The sequence below is a fragment of the Actinomadura sp. NPDC047616 genome (assembly GCF_040642915.1).
In the GTDB taxonomy this organism is placed as follows: domain Bacteria; phylum Actinomycetota; class Actinomycetes; order Streptosporangiales; family Streptosporangiaceae; genus Spirillospora; species Spirillospora miaoliensis.
Genome location: NZ_JBEYTB010000003.1, coordinates 304,707 through 321,702, shown reverse-complemented (window position 1 = coordinate 321,702; position 16,996 = coordinate 304,707). Strand labels below are relative to the sequence as shown.

General features: G+C 72.0%; 15 protein-coding genes. 8 read left to right on the top strand and 7 right to left on the bottom strand.

The genetic code is table 11. The features are described from left to right. Positions 1-28: 28 nt before the first annotated feature. The 4 genes from ABZ801_RS09090 (at position 29) to ABZ801_RS09075 (ending at position 5,751) form a co-directional block, all read left to right on the top strand. The gene (locus ABZ801_RS09090) at positions 29-715 is read left to right on the top strand and encodes a response regulator transcription factor (protein ID WP_344948276.1); all 687 of its coding nucleotides are present in this window, start codon (positions 29-31) and stop codon (positions 713-715) included. Between the two features lie 64 nt (positions 716-779). Further along, positions 780-2,126: a HAMP domain-containing sensor histidine kinase gene (locus ABZ801_RS09085; protein ID WP_344948278.1), complete on the top strand. Its 1,347-nt coding sequence runs from the start codon at positions 780-782 to the stop codon at positions 2,124-2,126. Positions 2,127-2,318: 192 nt separating this feature from the next. After that, positions 2,319-3,518 (top strand): iron-containing alcohol dehydrogenase, encoded by a 1,200-nt coding sequence (locus tag ABZ801_RS09080; RefSeq protein ID WP_360694808.1) that lies wholly within the window; start codon positions 2,319-2,321, stop codon positions 3,516-3,518. Positions 3,519-3,714: 196 nt separating this feature from the next. Continuing rightward, entirely contained in the window at positions 3,715-5,751 is a 2,037-nt protein-coding gene (locus ABZ801_RS09075) for a SpoIIE family protein phosphatase (protein WP_360694805.1), read from the top strand. 115 nt (positions 5,752-5,866) lie between these two features. Here the strand turns inward: ABZ801_RS09075 and ABZ801_RS09070 are convergent, their stop codons facing one another. Then, positions 5,867-6,439 carry a UbiX family flavin prenyltransferase gene (locus tag ABZ801_RS09070; protein ID WP_360694802.1) on the bottom strand — a complete coding sequence of 191 codons (573 nt, stop codon included), beginning with the start codon at positions 6,437-6,439 and terminating at the stop codon, positions 5,867-5,869. Further along, positions 6,436-6,714 (bottom strand): hypothetical protein, encoded by a 279-nt coding sequence (locus ABZ801_RS09065; RefSeq protein ID WP_360694799.1) that lies wholly within the window; start codon positions 6,712-6,714, stop codon positions 6,436-6,438. Before ABZ801_RS09065 ends, ABZ801_RS09070 begins: the two co-directional genes overlap by 4 nt. On the opposite strand from ABZ801_RS09065, the gene ABZ801_RS09060 reads away from it, so the two are divergent. Then, positions 6,701-7,111: an HIT domain-containing protein gene (locus tag ABZ801_RS09060; protein WP_360694796.1), complete on the top strand. Its 411-nt coding sequence runs from the start codon at positions 6,701-6,703 to the stop codon at positions 7,109-7,111. The genes ABZ801_RS09065 and ABZ801_RS09060 overlap by 14 nt on opposite strands. A 128-nt stretch (positions 7,112-7,239) precedes the next feature. Here ABZ801_RS09060 and ABZ801_RS09055 read toward each other — a convergent pair whose 3' ends face one another. The 5 genes from ABZ801_RS09055 to ABZ801_RS09035 all read right to left on the bottom strand — a co-directional run bounded on the left by ABZ801_RS09055 (position 7,240) and on the right by ABZ801_RS09035 (position 12,267). Continuing rightward, positions 7,240-8,124, bottom strand: coding sequence for an alpha/beta hydrolase (locus ABZ801_RS09055; RefSeq protein ID WP_360694793.1), 885 nt, complete (start codon positions 8,122-8,124; stop codon positions 7,240-7,242). Positions 8,125-8,190: 66 nt separating this feature from the next. Next, entirely contained in the window at positions 8,191-9,531 is a 1,341-nt protein-coding gene (gene dctA, locus ABZ801_RS09050; RefSeq protein ID WP_360694790.1) for a C4-dicarboxylate transporter DctA, read from the bottom strand. A 40-nt stretch (positions 9,532-9,571) separates the two neighbouring features. Next, positions 9,572-10,633 carry a tartrate dehydrogenase gene (locus tag ABZ801_RS09045; RefSeq protein WP_360694787.1) on the bottom strand — a complete coding sequence of 354 codons (1,062 nt, stop codon included), beginning with the start codon at positions 10,631-10,633 and terminating at the stop codon, positions 9,572-9,574. Between the two features lie 70 nt (positions 10,634-10,703). Continuing rightward, entirely contained in the window at positions 10,704-11,576 is an 873-nt protein-coding gene (locus ABZ801_RS09040; protein WP_360694784.1) for a LysR family transcriptional regulator, read from the bottom strand. Positions 11,577-11,652: 76 nt separating this feature from the next. Continuing rightward, on the bottom strand, positions 11,653-12,267 hold the full coding sequence (locus ABZ801_RS09035; RefSeq protein ID WP_360694781.1) for a dihydrofolate reductase family protein: 615 nt from the start codon (positions 12,265-12,267) through the stop codon (positions 11,653-11,655). Between the two features lie 134 nt (positions 12,268-12,401). Here ABZ801_RS09035 and ABZ801_RS09030 point away from each other — a divergent pair, with 134 nt between their 5' ends. The 3 genes from ABZ801_RS09030 (at position 12,402) to ABZ801_RS09020 (ending at position 16,788) form a co-directional block, all read left to right on the top strand. After that, entirely contained in the window at positions 12,402-13,562 is a 1,161-nt protein-coding gene (locus ABZ801_RS09030) for an SMI1/KNR4 family protein (RefSeq protein ID WP_360694778.1), read from the top strand. Beyond that, positions 13,562-14,371 (top strand): hypothetical protein, encoded by an 810-nt coding sequence (locus tag ABZ801_RS09025; RefSeq protein ID WP_360694774.1) that lies wholly within the window; start codon positions 13,562-13,564, stop codon positions 14,369-14,371. The genes ABZ801_RS09030 and ABZ801_RS09025 overlap by 1 nt, the downstream gene beginning before the upstream one ends. Before the next feature lie 128 nt (positions 14,372-14,499). Next, on the top strand, positions 14,500-16,788 hold the full coding sequence (locus ABZ801_RS09020) for a M28 family peptidase (RefSeq protein WP_360694771.1): 2,289 nt from the start codon (positions 14,500-14,502) through the stop codon (positions 16,786-16,788). Positions 16,789-16,996: the final 208 nt, after the last annotated feature.

The following is a 16,996-nucleotide window of genomic DNA, read 5'->3' as shown; positions in this document are numbered from 1 at the left end:
CTACCACATGGTGGCATACGGTTCGGGCATGGCGAGTGTGCTGGTGGTGGAGGACGACGCGAACGTCCGTACCGCCCTGATCCGGGAGTTGAGCGCGCGGTCGCACGTGGTGCGCAGCGCGGGGACCGCGATGGACGCGCTGCGCGAGGTCACCCAGACGCCTCCCGACGTGGTGATACTCGACCTCGGGCTGCCCGACCTGGACGGCGGCGAGGTGCTGAAGATGCTGCGCGGCGTGTCGGACGTGCCGGTCATCATCGCGACCGCCCGCGACGACGAGCCGGAGATCGTGCGGCTGCTCAACGCGGGCGCCGACGACTATCTGATCAAGCCGTTCTCGGCCGAGCACCTGAGCGCCCGGCTCACCGCGGTGCTGCGCCGCGCGTCCCGCTCGGGCCCGACCGCCGAGCTGCGCGTGGGCGGCCTGCGCATCGACCTGGACCGCCGCGAGGTCACTCTGGACGGCGCGCCGCTGGAGCTCACCCGGCGCGAGTTCGACCTGCTGGCCTACCTGGCCGCCCGTCCCGGCCGTGTGGTGGCGCGCCGCGAGCTGCTGGCCGAGGTGTGGCGCCAGGCCTACGGCGACGACCAGACCATCGACGTCCACCTGTCCTGGCTGCGCCGCAAGCTGGGCGAGACCGCCGCCAAGCCCCGCTACCTGCACACGGTGCGCGGCGTCGGCGTCCGGCTCGCCGAGCCCGACGACAGGGCATGATCGAACCGCGGCCGGCCGCGGACCGTACGACTCGCCGGGACGGTGTCGTGGCGCGGAGGCGAGCGTGAGGCGCACGCTGGTGCTGGTGTCGCTGGCGGTCACCTCCATGGTCGCGCTGGCGTTCCTCATCCCGCTGGCGCTGACCGTGCGTGAGATCGCCCGCGACCGGGCGCTGACCACCGCCGAACGGCAGGCCAGCGCCCTCGGCCCCGTGCTCGTCGTCACCGAGGACCCGGCCGCCCTCGAACGCGCCGTCGCCAGCACCCAGGCGGGCGCCGCCCGCCGGATGGCCGTGCACATGCCCGACGGCACCGTGGTGCCCGAGCAGACCGGCGGCGAGGCCGTCCGCGCCCGCCCCGAACAGCTCGCCGAGGCCGGCCGCCGCGGCCGCTGGCACACCGCCCGCGTCCCCGGCGGGTGGGCGCTCCTGCAGCCCGTCGCGCTGGACGCGGGCCGCACCGCCGTCGTCGAGGTCTTCATCCCCGACGAGGAACTGACCCGGGGCGTCTGGCAGGCGTGGAGCGTCATGACCGCCGTCGCCGCCGCGCTGGTCGCCGGCTCGGTCGCCGTCGCCGACCGGCTGGGCGCCCGCATGATCCGCTCCACCCGGCGCCTGGCCGAGGCGGCGGGCGCCTTCGGCGCGGGCGACCTGAGCGTCCGCATCGAACCGGACGGCCCGCCCGAACTCGTCGAGGCCGGCACCGCCTTCAACGCCATGGCCGACCACGTCGTCCAGCTCCTGGCCGCCGAACGGGAGATGGCCGCCGACCTGTCCCACCGCCTGCGCACGCCCCTCGCCGCGCTGCGGCTGAACGCCGAGGCCCTGGGCGCGGGTCCCGTGGCCGACCAGACCCGCGAGGCCGTCGACCGCATCGAACGCGAGGTCGACCAGATCATCCGCACCGTCCGCCGCCCGCAGGGCCGCGGCAGCTGCGACGCCGCCAAGGTGCTGCGGGAACGCGTCGAGTTCTGGTCCGTCCTGGCCGAGGACGAGGGCCGCGGCTGCGAGCTGATCGGCGCCGACCGCCCGGCGCCGCTGCCGCTGCCCGCCACCGAGCTGGCCGCCGCCGTGGACGCCCTTCTCGGCAACGTCTTCCGTCACACCCCCGAAGGCACGGGCTTCGCCGTCACCCTGCACGTCGGCGAGGGCATCACCGGGATCCTGGTCGCCGACGCGGGCCCCGGCATCGCCGACCCCGACGCGGCCCTCCAGCGGGGCCGCAGCGGCGGCGGCTCCACCGGCCTCGGCCTGGACATCGCCCGCCGCGCCGCCGAGGCCACCGGCGGCTACCTGCGGATCCACCGTTCCGTCCTGGGCGGCGCCCAGGTCCAGATGTGGTTCCGCACCAAATGGCTGCCCCCGCCCCGGCGCTCCCGCCGCCTGGTCCGCCGCCGCCACTCGCGCACCTGAATTCCGCAGCCGCGTTGTGTCTCGTGAGGGCGCGACGGGGCAGGCAAGGCGGCTGACCTGCGCGTATACTTTTTACGGCCAAGGCTTTTCTCACCAGTGAGCGCACCGGAATTCCTTGGCATCCGGCCGGCGCCGCATGGACGACCGTCAGGCGCGGGGCGGATTTTCCGGATGTGCGGAAGCGTGGACGCGGTGGAACTCACTGGCCCGCGGACGAAGAACCTGGAGTCGGTCCCCGCCCAGACGAGAGTGGCCAGAACCGGCAGCCCCGAGATCGTCTTCGGCCCGGGGGCGCTGGCCGACGTGGGCTGCTGCGCGCTGCGCGGCGGCGCGCGCCGGCCCTTCCTGGTGACCGACCCGGGCCTGGTCGAGGCGGGATGGGTCGCCGAGGCCGTCGGGCACCTGCGCCTGTCGGGACTCCGTCCCGTCGTGTGGCACGACATCACGCCGAACCCCAAGGACCACGAGGTCGAGGCGGCGTTCGCCGCCTACCGGGACAACTCCTGCGACATGGTGATCGGCCTGGGCGGCGGGTCCTGCATCGACGCGGCCAAGAGCGTGGCGATCCTGGCCGGCAACGGCGGCCGGATCCTCGACTACGAGGGCGTCGACCGGGTCACGCGGCCGCTTCCGCCCACCATGATGGTGCCCTCCACCTCGGGCACCGGATCGGACGTCACCCAGTTCGCGGTCGTCACCGACACGGTGCACCTGGTGAAGGCCGTCATCATCAGCGAGGCGGTCGTGCCGGACATCTCGATCATCGACCCGCGGCTGCTGACCACGATGCCGGAGTGGCTGAACGCCGCGACCGGGCTGGACGCCCTCACCCACGGGATCGAGTCGTTCGTGTCGCGGGCGCACAGCCCGCTCACCGACCGGCGGGCGCTGGACGCGGTGCGCCTGGTGGTCCGCCATCTGGACCGCACCATGGACCGTCCCGAGGAGGCCGGGTCGCGGATGGCGATGGCCCAGGGCGCGCTGGAGGCCGGGATGGCCTTCACCAGCGCCATCCTCGGCGCCACCCACGCCATGAGCCACCAGGTGGGCGGCCTGCTGGACGCCCCGCACGGCGTCATCAACGGCGTGCTGCTCCCGCACGTGATCAGGTTCAACGCGCGGACGGACCCGAGCCGCTACGTCCCGCTGGCCGCCGCCGCGGGCATCGACGTCGGCAGGTGCTCCCCGGAGGACGCCGCGTACCTGCTCGCCGACAAGGTCGAGCGGCTGGCCGACGCGGTGGGCGTGCCGGGGGGGCTGAGGGCCGTCGGCCTGACGGAGAAGGCGATCCCCCGGCTCGCGGCGACCACCCTCAAGGACGCCTGCATGGCGACCAACCCGCGCGAGGCGACCGAGAGCGACGTCGAGCAGCTGTTCCGTGAAGCGCTGTGACCATCTCCAAGAAATTCTCAAATATCCCTAAAAACAGCGGCGGGCGGCAGAACGCTCGCCACGCCGGATGCCCGGCGGCCTCTATCGTTACTGGCGGAATCGGAAATTTCCCGCTCCTCGGAGCAAAAGGTCCCGCCGCCGGGAGCAGGTCGGTCACGGCGGTGCCGGGACGGCTTCGTCCGGGGGAGGGGGCTCGGTGAACGAATGGTCTGGGGAGGGCCGGTCGGTCGGACTGGTCGGCGCCGCGGGCGGCGGTACCGGAACGTACGCCGCCCTCGGCTCGGTCGGGCGTGCCCTGCGGCACATGAGTGACGGCTTCCTCTTCGTCGAGGCCGACGGGCGGATCGCCTACTCCAACGAGGCGGCGGACCGCCTGCTCGGCTCCTCGCACCGCATGATCGGACGGCGGTTGTGGGACGTGCCCGCGTTCCGCGGCGTGCCCGAGCTGGCGGATCGCTGCCGTACGGCCATGGCCGACGACGTGCCGGCCGACCTGGAGATCACCCTGCCGGGCGGCGACTGGTGGTACCGCCTGCGGATCATCCCGGTCCCCGACGGCTTCACCCTCACCATCACCGACATCACCGACCGGTGCCCGCCCGGGGCCGGGCCCAGGGGCACCGGGCAGGCCGCCGACCGCGCGGCGCTCATGGAGCAGCTCACCTGGGCCCTCGCCGAGGCCGTGACCACCCAGGACGTCGTCACCGCCTTCGCCGACAGCGTCCTGCCGGCCTTCCACGCCTCGGGACTCATCATCGCCACGGTGGAGAACGTCCGGCTCTACCTCGTCGGCATCACCGGCTACAGCGGCGAGCTGATCGACCAGCTCTCCGGCGAACCGTTCCCCGACGACTCGCCCATAGGGGAGGTGCTGCGGACCCGCATCCCGCTGTTCTTCGAGTCGGGCGACGAACTGATCGCGCGCTACCCCCAGGTGGGCGACTTCCCCATGTCCGTGGACAAGGACGCCCGGGTGTTCCTGCCGCTCATCGCGTCGGGACGCGCCATCGGCGTCGGCGTCCTCTCGTTCGACCGGCCGTGCCGTCTCGGTGAGGAGGAGCGCACCCTGCTCACCGCGCTCAGCAGCCTGATCGCCCAGGCGCTGGAACGGGCGCGCCTGTACGACGCCGCCGCCGCGCGCGCCCGGGAGCTCCAGCGCGACCTGCTGCCCCGCGACCTGCCGTCACTGCCCGCCGTCTCGGCCGCCGCCCACTACCAGCCCGCCGGGAACGGGACGGAGGTCGGAGGCGACTGGTACGACATCATCCCGCTGTCGGCCGACCGGGTCGCCCTGGTCATCGGCGACGTCATGGGCCACGGCCTGTCGGAGGCCGCCACCATGGGGCGCCTGCGCACCGCCGTCCGCACCCTGTCGGACCTCGACCTGGCCCCCGACGACATCCTCGACCGCCTCAACGGCATCGTCGGCGACCTGGGCGAGGACAGCTACGCCACCTGCCTCTACGGCATCTACGACCCGGTCACGGGCGACTTCGCCTTCGGCTGCGCCGGCCACCCCCCGCCCGCCGTCGTCTCGCACGGCGGCACCGTCACCTACCTGACGACCGCGGGCAACCCGCCGCTGGGCGCGGCCTCTCCGCCGATCGACACGGCCTCCGTCAACCTGCCCGACGGCAGCCTGCTGGTCCTCTACACCGACGGCCTCGTCGAGGCGGCCGACCGCGACATCGACAAGGGCATGGCGCAGCTCGCGCGGACGCTCAGCGCCACCGCGCGCAACGGGGCGGCCGCGTCCCTGGAGACGGTGTGCGACACCCTCACCGCCGCCTTCATCCCGCCGAGCCACCGGGCCGGCGACGACGCCGCGCTCCTGCTCGTGCGCACGCATCGGCTCGCTCCCGACAACATCGCCTCGTGGGCGCTGCCCGAGGACCCCAAGGCCGCCGGCCAGGCCCGCGAGCTCGTCCGGCGCCAGCTGGCCGCCTGGGACCTCTCTGATCTGCTCATGACCACCGAGCTCCTGGTGAGCGAACTGGTCGGCAACGTCATCCGGCACGCCAAGGGCCCGCTCCGCGTCCGCCTCCTGCGCAGCCGCACGCTGATCTGCGAGGTGTCCGACGGCAGCCTCACCACCCCCCTGATCCGCCGCAGCGCCCCCACCGACGAGGGCGGCCGCGGCCTGCAGCTCGTCGCCGCCCTCGCCCAACGCTGGGGCACCCGCTACACCTGCAGCGGCAAGACCATCTGGACCGAACAGTCCATCCCCGACTGAACGCGGCGCGCTGCTGCGTCCGTCCCCGCTTCACCGATCGCCGCCGGCCGGCCGGGGGCCGCGAGGATCCCGACCGGCCGGGACGGTGGGCGCGCTCACAGGCAGCGGGCCGGCTCTAGGAGGAGCGGGTGCCCTGCCACGGCGGGGCGCCCGGCGCCTCCACCCCGATGAGCGACAGCGTCCGCGCGACCGTGTGGTCCACCACGTCGTCGATCGACTCGGGGGCCGCGTAGAAGGCGGGCATCGGGGGCGCGATGATCGCGCCGATCTCGGTGGCGGTGACCATCGCGCGCAGGTGGCCGAGGTGCAGCGGGGTCTCGCGGACGCACAGCACCAGCGGCCTGCGTTCCTTCAACGTGACGTCGGCGGCCCGCACCAGCAGGTTGTCCGCGATCCCGGCGGCGATGGCGCCGAGCGTCCGGACACTGCAGGGGATCACCACCATGGCGTCCACCGGGTAGGACCCGGAGGCGATGGAGGCGCCGATGTCGCGGAAGTTGTGCACCGCCTCGGCGTGCTCGCCGAACTCGGCGTCCGGCATCTCGTAGGCGGCCGTCCGCCGGGCCGCCGGGCTCACCACCACATGCCGTTCGATCCCCGCTGCGCCGAGCAGCTGCAGCGTCCGCACCGCCAGCGCGGTGCCCGTCGCGCCCGACACGCCGACGATGACCCGGCGCGGCGCGCTCACTGCCCGTCTCCGGTGAGCGAGCGGTTCCACGGCGCGATCCGCCGCTCCGCGAGGCCGATCAGCCACGTCAGCACGACGGCGGCCACCATGAGCACCACGACGGCGGCGAACATCCGGTCCGGCTGGAAGCTGTGCCCGGCCTCCACGATGACCCCGCCGAGCCCGCCGAGCGCGGTGAAGAACTCCGCGGCACCGGCGCCGCACGCGTGCTGGGCATTTCGCCTTGGCGGGGCGGGGTTGGCGGATGCGATTATCGGGTGCGTGAGCGACTGCACCTTTTGCGAGATCGTTGCCGGGCGGCTGTCGTCCTATCGGGTCCTCGAGGACGAGCACACGGTGGCGTTCCTCGACATCGCCCCTGCGTCGCCGGGACACACGCTGGTCGTTCCGCGAGAACATGCCGCCGACGTGTGGGCGATCTCCGAGACCGCCCACGCGCATGTCGCCCGGATGGTGCATCGGGTCGCCGCGCTGGTGAAGGCGGCGTTGGCGCCCGACGGCGTGAACGTCGTGCATTCCACCGGCGAGGCCGCCTGGCAGGAGGTCTTTCACTTCCACACCCATGTGGTCCCGCGCCGGCATGGCGATGATCTGCGGCTGATGTGGAGCTCCGAGCCGGCTCCGGGCCGTGAACTCGAACAGACCTTGGAACTGATCGCTGCGGCCCGCTGACGGCGCACGCATCAGTCCTCGGCCCTGAGCGGGCCGAGGACTGTGCCGTTTTGATGGCCTTGTGTGAAGCGCGGTGAGTGCGACTTGGCCTAGCTCCCGGCCCGTGACAAGTTCTCGATGCGGCCTAGCTAGGAGGAGAAGAAGTCGCGCAGGGCGGTGGTCACCAGTTCGGGTTGTTCTTCGGGGAGGTAGTGGTCGCTGGGTAGAGCCCGTCCGCGGACGTCACCGGCGTAGCCGCGCCAGGCGGCGAGGACGTCGTAGGTGCGGCCGACGAAGCTGTGCTCGCCCCACAGGGCCAGCAGCGGGCAGGCGATGGTGCGGCCGGCGTCCGCCTCGTCGTGGCGGAGGTCGATGCCCGCCGCGGCCCGGTAGTCGGCACAGGAGGCGGCGATCGCGGCCGGGTCGGAGAAGCACCGCACGTACTCGGCGACGGCCGCGGGGTCGAACGGCGTGCCGCCGTGGTGGCGGGCGGTCATCCGGGCAGTGATCCAGAATTCGGGGTCGCGGCCGATGAGCCGTTCCGGGATGCCGTTGCCGGCGGCGAGGAAGAACCAGTGGTAGTAGCCGAGGCCGAAGGTCATGTCCGCGTGGCCGAAGGCGTGGTGCGTCGGGACGATGTCCAGGACGGCCAGCGCCGTGACGGCATCCGGTGCGTCCAGTGCGAGGCGGTGGCCGACGCGTCCGCCGCGGTCGTGGCCGGCGATGCCGAACCGGTCGAATCCGAGGGAGCGCATGACCAGCAGCTGGTCGCGGGCCATGGCGCGCTTGGAGTACTCGGCGTCGTCCTGGCCCGGCCGCGGTTTGTGGCTGTCGCCGTAACCGCGGAGGTCCGTGAGCACGACGGTGTGGTCGGTGGCGAGTCTCGGGGCGACGTGGTGCCAGATCAGGTGCGTTTGCGGATAACCGTGCAGGAGCAGGATCGGCGGCCCGTCGCCGCCCACCGCGCAGTTGATGCGCACGCCGTCGGCGTCGATGGTCCGGTAGGTGAACGAGCTGGGGAGCGGAACGCTCATCGGATCCTCTCGGTTCGGTCAGGGAACTGCGCTCGGACGCCGATTCGGGCGAGCAGGGTTCGCCGGTCATGCATGGGAGACGCTGCGTTCGACGCTGAGGGCGGCAGGTGCGGTCTGCGGGTCGCCGTTGAGGACGCGGCGAACCCGGGCGGGGTCGAGCGCGCGCTCCCAGCGGGCGATCACCAGCGAGGCGATGGCGTTGCCGCAGAAGTTGGTGACGGCGCGGCATTCGGACATGAACTTGTCGATCCCGAAGATCAGCATCAGGCCCGCGACCGGGACCACCCCCGTGGTGGACAGGGTCGCGGCGAGGACGACGAACCCTGCACCGGTGACCCCCGCGGAGCCCTTCGAGGTCAGGATCATCACCGCGACGAGGGCCAGTTGGGCGCCGAGCGACAACGGGGTGTCCGTGGCCTGGGCGATGAACACGGCGGCCAGCGACAGGTACATCGCGATGCCGTCCATGTTGAACGAGTACCCGGTCGGCACGGCCAGGCCGACGATGTCACGCGGCACCCCGAGGTTCTCGAGCTTGGTCATCAGCCGGGGCAGCACCGTGTCGGTGGTCGAGGTGCCGACGACCAGCAGCAGTTCCTCCCGGAAGTACCGCAGCAGCTTGACGATGTTGACCCGGATGACCAGCCCGACCGCGCCGAGGACCACGACGATGAAGAACGCCGCGGTTCCGTAGAACACCAGGATGAGCTTCCCGAGCCCGAGGAGCGTGGAACCGCCGAACTTGCCGACCGTGTAGGCCATGGCGCCGAACGCGCCCACCGGCGCCGCGTACATGACGTAACCGAGCATCTTGAAGATGACGGCGCCGGCACGGCTCAGGCCGTCCACGAGCGGTGCGCCGACGGGGCCGACCGCGTGCAGCGCGATGCCGGTGAGCACGGCGATGAACACCACCTGCAGAACGTTGCCCTCCACGAAGGGCGCGACCATGCTCGACGGAACGATGTCGGTGACGAAATGCCACCAGTTCTGGTGCTCGCCCCGCGTGACCAGACCGGCCGCCGACTCGGTCAACTTGATCTTCGTCGGATCGGCGTGCATGCCCTCGCCCGGGCGGAACACGTTGATCGAGATGAGACCGAGGAGCATCGCGACCAGGGTGGCGCACTGGAAGTACAGCAGCGCCTTCCAGCCGATCCGGCCCACTCGGCGCAGGCTGTCCACACCGGCGATGCCGGTGATGACGGTGACGAAAACGACCGGCGCGACCACCATTTTGATCGCCGCGATGAACATGTTGCCGACCGGCTCGAGCGAAGCGCCGAAGGCGGGCCAGCACAAACCGACTATGACACCCGCCGCGATTCCGGCCAGCACCCATACGTAGAGCTGGCGGTGCCAGGGTCTGCGGACGTCATCGGGGTGGGTCGTCGAGGTAGCGGCCATGGTTGTTCCTCCTCGTGGCAACCGGCCGGGGGTGGGGAAACTACATTCCGAGGAATTCCAGAATGGTTTTGGTGAACGCCTCGGTGGTGGCCGAACCGCCGAGGTCGGGGGTGCGGATCGGTGTCTTGGCGAGCACGGCGGCCATCGCCTGCTCGATCTCCTTGGCGGCTTCCGGGTGCCCGAGGTGGTCCAGCAGCATGGCCGCGGTCCAGACCGCACCGAGCGGGTTGGCGATCCCGCGGCCGGCGATGTCCGGCGCGGAACCGTGCACCGGCTCGAACATCGACGGGAACTCCCGCTCCGGGTTGATGTTCGCCGCGGGTGCGATGCCGATGCTGCCCGCCACCGCCGCGGTCAGGTCACTGAGAATGTCGCCGAACAGGTTCGAGGCGACGATCACGTCGAAACGCGCCGGGTCGAGGACCACCTTGGCGCACAGGGCATCGATGTGCTCGGCATCCCACGTGACGTCCGGGTAGGACCTTCCGACCTCCGCGACGAGCTCGTCCCAGAACGGCAGCGTGTGCACGATCCCGTTCGACTTCGTCGCCGAGGTCAACCGGTTGCGGCGGGACGCCGCGAGCGAGAACGCGTAGCCGGCGACCCGGGTCACGCCGGCGCGGGTGAAAACGGCCTCCTGCACGGCCATTTCCTCGGGGAAGCCTCGGCCCAGCCGGCCACCGATCTCGCTGTACTCCCCTTCCACGTTCTCCCGGACGACGACGAGATCGACCTCGCCCGCCACCGCACGCCGCACCGGGCTTTCCACTCCCTCGAACACCTTGACCGGGCGCAGATTGACGTACTGCCGGAATCCCCGGCGGATGGGAATGAGCAGGCCCCACAGTGAGACGTGGTCGGGCACCGACGGGTCGCCGACGGCGCCGAGGAAGATCGCGTCGTGCCGCCGGATCCGGGAAAGGCCGTCATCGGGCATCATCGCGCCGAGCGCGCGGTACCGGGCACACGACCAGTCGAACTCGTCATAGGTGAATGCGATGCCGTGGCGTGCGCCGACCGCGTCCAGCACCGCGCATGCGGCGGGTGTCACTTCCCTGCCGATTCCGTCTCCGGGAATGAGAGCGATCCGGTAATCCGTCATGCCACAGATGGCATCAGCAGATACCGGCTCGCGTCCAATACGCAGAGTGAGCGCTCCTTATAGGCTCGGCCTATAGTTCGCGCGCGGCCGTGAGGAAGGCGTCTGCGGTCGGCGTGAGCTGTTCACGCCGCACCAGCGCCAGGTGCAGGTACCTCGGCGGGTCCAGATCCAGGGCGAGGGCACCTGCCCGGCGGGCCAGCGGCGCCCACGAGTCGGCGAGCACCGCGATCCCGACGCCGCCCAGCACCAGAGGCAGGATCGCCTCCCTGAACTCGGTCTCCACCACCTGCGTCAGCTCGACCCCGGAGGCGCGGATCTCATCCACCACCCGCCGCATCCCGGTCCCGGGCTGGCCCACGATCAGTCGTTGCCCGGCCAGATCCTCGGTCCGCACGGTGGAGCCCGCCGCGAACGGACCGTCGGTGGGCGCGATCAGCACGAACCGCTGGCGGCCGATCGGTTCCAGGGTGACGCCCGACGCCACGGGCAGGTCGGTCGCGGCCAGGAGCCCCACCTCCGCCTGCCCTCCGCGCACCTGGTCGATCACCGCCGTGGCCGTGAAGGCCGCCCGCACGGACACCGACATCCCCGGGTGTCGCTCGACGAACGCCTGGATCATCCTGGCCAGCGGCTCCACGGCCTGCGACGGCATCGCCGCGATCTCGACCCGCCCCACCGCCAGCCCGGCGACCGACTCCACGCTCGCCCGCGCGTTCTCCAGCCCGCGCACCACCTGCCGAGCCGGCTCGATCAACACCCGGCCGGCCTCGGTGAGCACCAACCGGCGCCCGATGCGATGGAACAGCGTCTGCCCGAGATCCCGCTCGAGAGACCGAATCGCCTGGGACAGCGACGGCTGAGCGACGTACAGGGCCATCGCCGCCTTGCTGACACTGCCGTGATCCACGACCGCCAGGAAGTACTCGAGCTGCCGAACGTCCATGGCCGCAGTCTGGCACCCGGGCGATCACAGCCGTCCCAGGCCGACGCGCGAGCGCGCGGGTCTGCTGGGCGAGGTGTCATTCCTCGGTGAAGTCGCCGTAGGTGGGCTTGCCTGCCGGCTGGTAGACGTTGAGCACGCAGCCGCTGCTGGTCGGCCTGGAGTCGACCAGGCGCAGGGCCGTGGGGGTGCGGCCCGGCTCGAACAGGCGCTTGCCGGTGCCCAGGACGACGGGGTACGTCCACAGGCGGAGTTCGTCGATCAGGCCGTGGTCCAGCAGGGACTGGGCGAGCACGCCGCTGCCGTGGATCTGCAGTTCGCGGCCGGGGCGGCTTTTCAACTCGGCGATCTTCTCGATGACGTCGGTCTTGATGAGCGTCGAGTTGTTCCACTCGGCCTTGTCCAGCGTGGTCGAGACGACGTACTTGGGGAGGGTGTTGAGGGGGGCCGCGATGGGGTGGTTCTCGTCGGTGACGAGCGGCCAGTAGGCCGCGAAGATCTCGTAGGTCCTGCGGCCCAGGAGGAAGGCGTCGGCCTCGGCGAACCACTCGGCGGTGTAGGTCGCCAGTCCCTCGTCCGCGTAGGGCGCCTGCCAGCCGCCGTGCCGGAACCCGTCGCGGGTGTCCTCGTCGGGTGCCCCCGGGCCCTGCATGACCCCGTCCAGCGTCAGGAACGTCGCCAGGGTGATCCTCATCGTCGTGCTCCCCTCGGTTGCGTGTGCCAATGGAGACAGGTGCCGCGTCCGAAACTCATCGGGTGGACGGCGTCGTCCGCCCGATGAGAGTCCCTTTTCCGCGTTTTGTCGGAGGTGTGCGCCAGGGTCTTGCCATGGACTGGAGACCATGGCTGACCAGGTGGAGCGAGGAATGGATCGGCTGCACCGAGCCCGACGAGCTGGATCCGGAAGTGGTCCGCGACGGATGGCTCGGGTTCGATCCGGCGCCCCCTGAGGCCGTCGTCGCCGCGGAGGAGCGGCTCGGTACGCGTCTGCCGCCGTCCTACCGCGAGTTCCTGCTGACCACCGACGGCTGGCGCAACGCGGGGATCTTCGTGTGGCGCATGCGCGGCACGTCCGACCTCGGCTGGGTGCGCGACCTGGAGCCGTACTGGCAGGACTGGGACGAGCCCGTCGAAGAGGAGGAGGCCGACGGCGGCGACGGTCCAATCAGCCGCGGGCTGCTGATCTCCCTGGAGACGGACGCGGGCATCCTGTACCTCGACCCGGGGGACGTGGACGAGAACGGGGAGTGGGCCGCCTACAGCCTGTTCTCCTGGCGTGCCGCGCCGCCCGAGCGCTTCCCGTCGTTCACCGCGCTCATGGAGGACCTGTACGCCGAGTTCCACCGGATGCGCCGGCCCGAGGGCGCGACGCGCGACTCGTGGGCGGCCAAGGTCGAGCAGGCACGCCGCGACGCCCTCGCCGGTGACGTCGACGGGGCCGAGGCCGTCCTGGCGCAGGCCGAGAACTTCGGCCACGCGCGGGCCGCCGTTCTGCGCGCGCAGATCCTGCTGTTTCTCGGACGCACCTACGAGGCCGAACAGCTCCTGGGACGACTGCTGCACCCCTCGTTCACCCCCGACGGGTTCCTCTCCGATCCGCTGTTCACCGAGGAGTTCCTGCCCCTGTTGTTCGTCCAGCACGGACAGGTCAGTTCGCCCCACCGCAACTCGATCCTGCAGATGGCGATGGGCAGGGACCCCGCACTGGTGGTGCTCGTCGCCGAGTACCAGGCGCGCCTGCGCCGCTCCGAGGTCCGGCCGGACTACGGCAACCCCGAGTTCACCGAGCTCGTCCGTGCGGCGCTGGACCGGCGCGCGGGCGACCCGGACGCCCTGTGGCGGGCCGTCGGCGACGCGCTGCCCCTCTGGCGGCCGAGATCCACCGACCACATCGCGCCGGTCGTCCTGCTCACCGAGCCGGTCCTGGCCGAGACGCTCACCCCCGAACGCGGCCGCGCCCTGCTGCCCCGGCCCGGAGGTGACCGCTGATGGGGTCCCTGCCCAGCCGCGACGACGTCGCCATGGAAATGATCATCAAGGAGTGCGGCGGCGAACACGACTTCCCCGAGCTGAACGTGCTGGAACCCACCGGCACCGAGACCGATCCGGACGGCCGCACCGTCAACGTCCGCCGCGTCCCCTGCCGTCGCTGCGGAACGGTCCGCGTTACCCGGTGGCATCCGCCCGACCCCGCCGTGACCTCGCAGTTCATCGCCATCGGCACCTACGAACGGCCCGAGCCGGGTGATGTGCCGGGGGTCGCCGAACGCGCGCTCCAGATGACCGACGAGGAGTACACCGCCGCCCTCGCCCGGCGCGGCTTCCCCGGAGGCGTCCCGTCCTGGTTCGCCCCGGACCGCCGCACCACCGCGACCCCTCAACGCCTCGACCTGACCTTGCGCGTCCGGGCGGGCCAGGTCGTCCTGATCGACAAGGGCCGATCGCTCGGCGAGATCATCCCCGTCCCCCCGCACGCCGAGTCCGCGGGCGAGCTGATCGACGCCGTCCCCGGTGCGGCGCTCCTGTGGGCGCCCGTCCACGACGGCGATCTTCCGCTGACCGTCCTGATCTCACCGGCCGACCCGGGGCCGGACCGCTCGTACCCCCGCATCGCGGAACTGAGCTGCCGCTTCCACACCGGTTACGTCACCCTCCACGAGCTGGCCGGACGCGCCCTGGACCTCCCGCCGCTGCCCGCCGGGCATGGCGACTACCGCCTGCGCTTCCACTCCGCCGGAACCCGGGGCCTGCTGCAGATCTGGAACCGGCCCCGGACCGGACCCCGCGTCATCGCCTGACCCGCCGCGTCCGTGCCGTGCGGCGCCGTGGCGGTTTTCCGCCGTCCCGCCGTGCGGAAAACCGCAGGCGGATCGGGGCACGCGCATCATTACGGCGGGCAGAGCCCCGGGCCTAGCGTTCCGTGTCCATGAGGGGAACGTTGATCGAGGTCCCGCACCGGATCCGGGCCGGGCTGGCCGGTCTTCTCGGCCTGGCGGCGGTGGCCTTTCTGGTCGCGGCGACCGGCGGTGCCATGCGGCCACTGCCCGCCTCGGCGCCGAGCGGGGAGTTCAGCGCCGAACGGGCCATGCGCCACCTGGAACGCTTCGCCGCCGAACCGCGCCCGATCGGCAGCGCGGCCGGCGAACGCGCCAGGAACTACCTGGTGGAGCAGTTGCGGGCGGCGGGACTGCGGGTCGAGACGCAGCGGGCGGTCGGGGCGAACTCCTCCCGGGGGCTGGCGTCGTTCGGGCAGGTCCACAACGTGGTGGCCACGCGGCCCGGCACCGATCCGACCGGGACCGTGCTGATCGCGGCGCACTACGACTCGGCGGCGATGGGGCCCGGCGCCTCCGACGACGCCGCGGCCGTCGCCGCCATGCTGGAGACCGTCCGGGCGCTCGGGAACGCCGGGCTCCGCAACGACCTGGTGCTGCTGATGAGCGACGGCGAGGAGGACGGCGTGCTCGGCGCGGAGGCGTTCGCCCGGCTGCACCCGCTGGGCCGTGCCGGCGGGGTGCTGCTGAACTTCGAGGCGCGCGGGGTCGCCGGGCCCTCCATGATGTTCGAGACGTCCGAGGCCAACGCCGGGCTCGTGCGGACGTTCGCGCAGGCCGCGCCGCACCCCCGGGGCGACTCGTCCATGGTGGCGCTGTACCGGCTGCTGCCGAACAACACCGACTTCACACCGCTGACCAAGGCCGGCTTCACCGGCATGAACTTCGCCTACATCGAACGCTCCTCGCGCTACCACACCGCCCAGGACTCCCTCGCCCAGATGGACCGGGGCAGCCTCCAGCACCACGGCTCCACGATGCTGGCGCTGGCGCGCACCCTGGGCGACGCGGACCTGGCGACGGTGAAGGCCGACCACGACGCCACCTACTTCCGGATCTTCGGCGTGATGGTGACGTATCCGCAGTGGCTGGTGTGGCCGCTGGCCGTGCTGTCGGTGGCGGCGGTCGCCGCGCTGGCGCTGGCCGCGCGCCGCAGGCGGCTGCTCAGCCTGCCCCGCCTGGCCGTGGGCACCCTGTCGGGGATCCTGCCGCTGCTGCTGTCGGTGGTGCTGGCGCAGGTGGTGTGGGCGCTGCTGGCCGGGGTGCGGCCCACGTACGACGTGATGGGCGGGCTGCTGCATCGACCCGGGGCGTTCCAGGCGGCCGTCGCGATGTTGGCCGGAGTCTCAGTGCTGGTCTGGTACCTGGCGCTGCGGCGCGTGGTGGGGCCCTGTGCGCTGGCGGTCGGCGCGCTGGGCTGGCCCGCAGCGCTGGGGGTCGTGTGCGCGGCCTACGCGCCGGGCGCCGCGTTCGTCTTCACCCTCCCCGCGCTGACGTGCGCCCTGGGCGGGCTGGGGGCGCTACTGCTGCCCCGGGGGCGGATGGCCGCGCTGACGGTGGGGACGATCGTGTCGGCGATCCTGCTGCCCGCGCTGGCCAGGACGGTGTTCGCGGGCATGGGGCTGGCGCTGGGCGGTGCCGCCGCCCTGATGGTGGCGCTGTTCCTGTTGACGCTGCTGCCCTTCGCGGAGCTCGCGTTGCCCGAGCGCCGCCGGTGGCGGCTCGCCGTCCCGGCCGTCGGCGTGGTGCTGGCGGGCGCGCTGGTCGCCGCCGGACTGGCCGTCGATCGCTTCGACGCGGACAACCCGGGGCGCACGCACCTGTCGTACGTGATGGACGCCGACGGACGGAAGGCCCACTGGGTCAGCGCCGACACCGAACCGCCCGCCTGGACCAGACGCTACGTCTCCGGCCATGACACCGCGGCGCTCCCACCCGGCTACGCGCGCGGCACTCTCTGGACGGGGCCCGCCCCCGCCGTTCGCGCCGCCGCCCCCCGCCTGTCGCTGGTGAGCCGCTCCGGTGACACGCTCAGGCTGCGCGTGCGCGTCGGCCGCGGCGCCCGATCGGTCACCCTCCGCGTCGAACGTCCGATCACCCAGGCCACGGCGGCCGTCCGCGGCCTGACCCCCGTGACCGTCCCCGTCACGGGAACACGGGCCCGGACCTGGCCGGGCGAGGTGCGCTTCCGTGGCCTGCCCGCCGAAGGCGCCGAGATCACGCTCCGCGTGCCGGGGACGGGCCGGGTCCGCGTCACCGCCATCGCCGAGACCGACGGCCTGCGGAGCGTCCCGGGATTCACGGCCATGCCGCCGAATCTGGCCGCCTCGACCCGCGAGGACGGCGGACTCGTGGCGGTCACCCGTACGTACACCCTCTGAGACGCCGCCTAAGAACCATGCGTTACCGCAGGTGAATGCAGACTTCTCGTCCAACAACGGAGCCCCGGAGTGGACCGGAATAAGGGTGGCTCAGGCGTTCCCTAAGTGAACCTTAAGAGAGGTCGTCGCGGGGGGTGGGCGGCTTAGCGTCTTGGGTGTCACAGCAAGACTTTCGGCGGAGGTGCAGAGGCTGGAGAGCAGAGCGAAC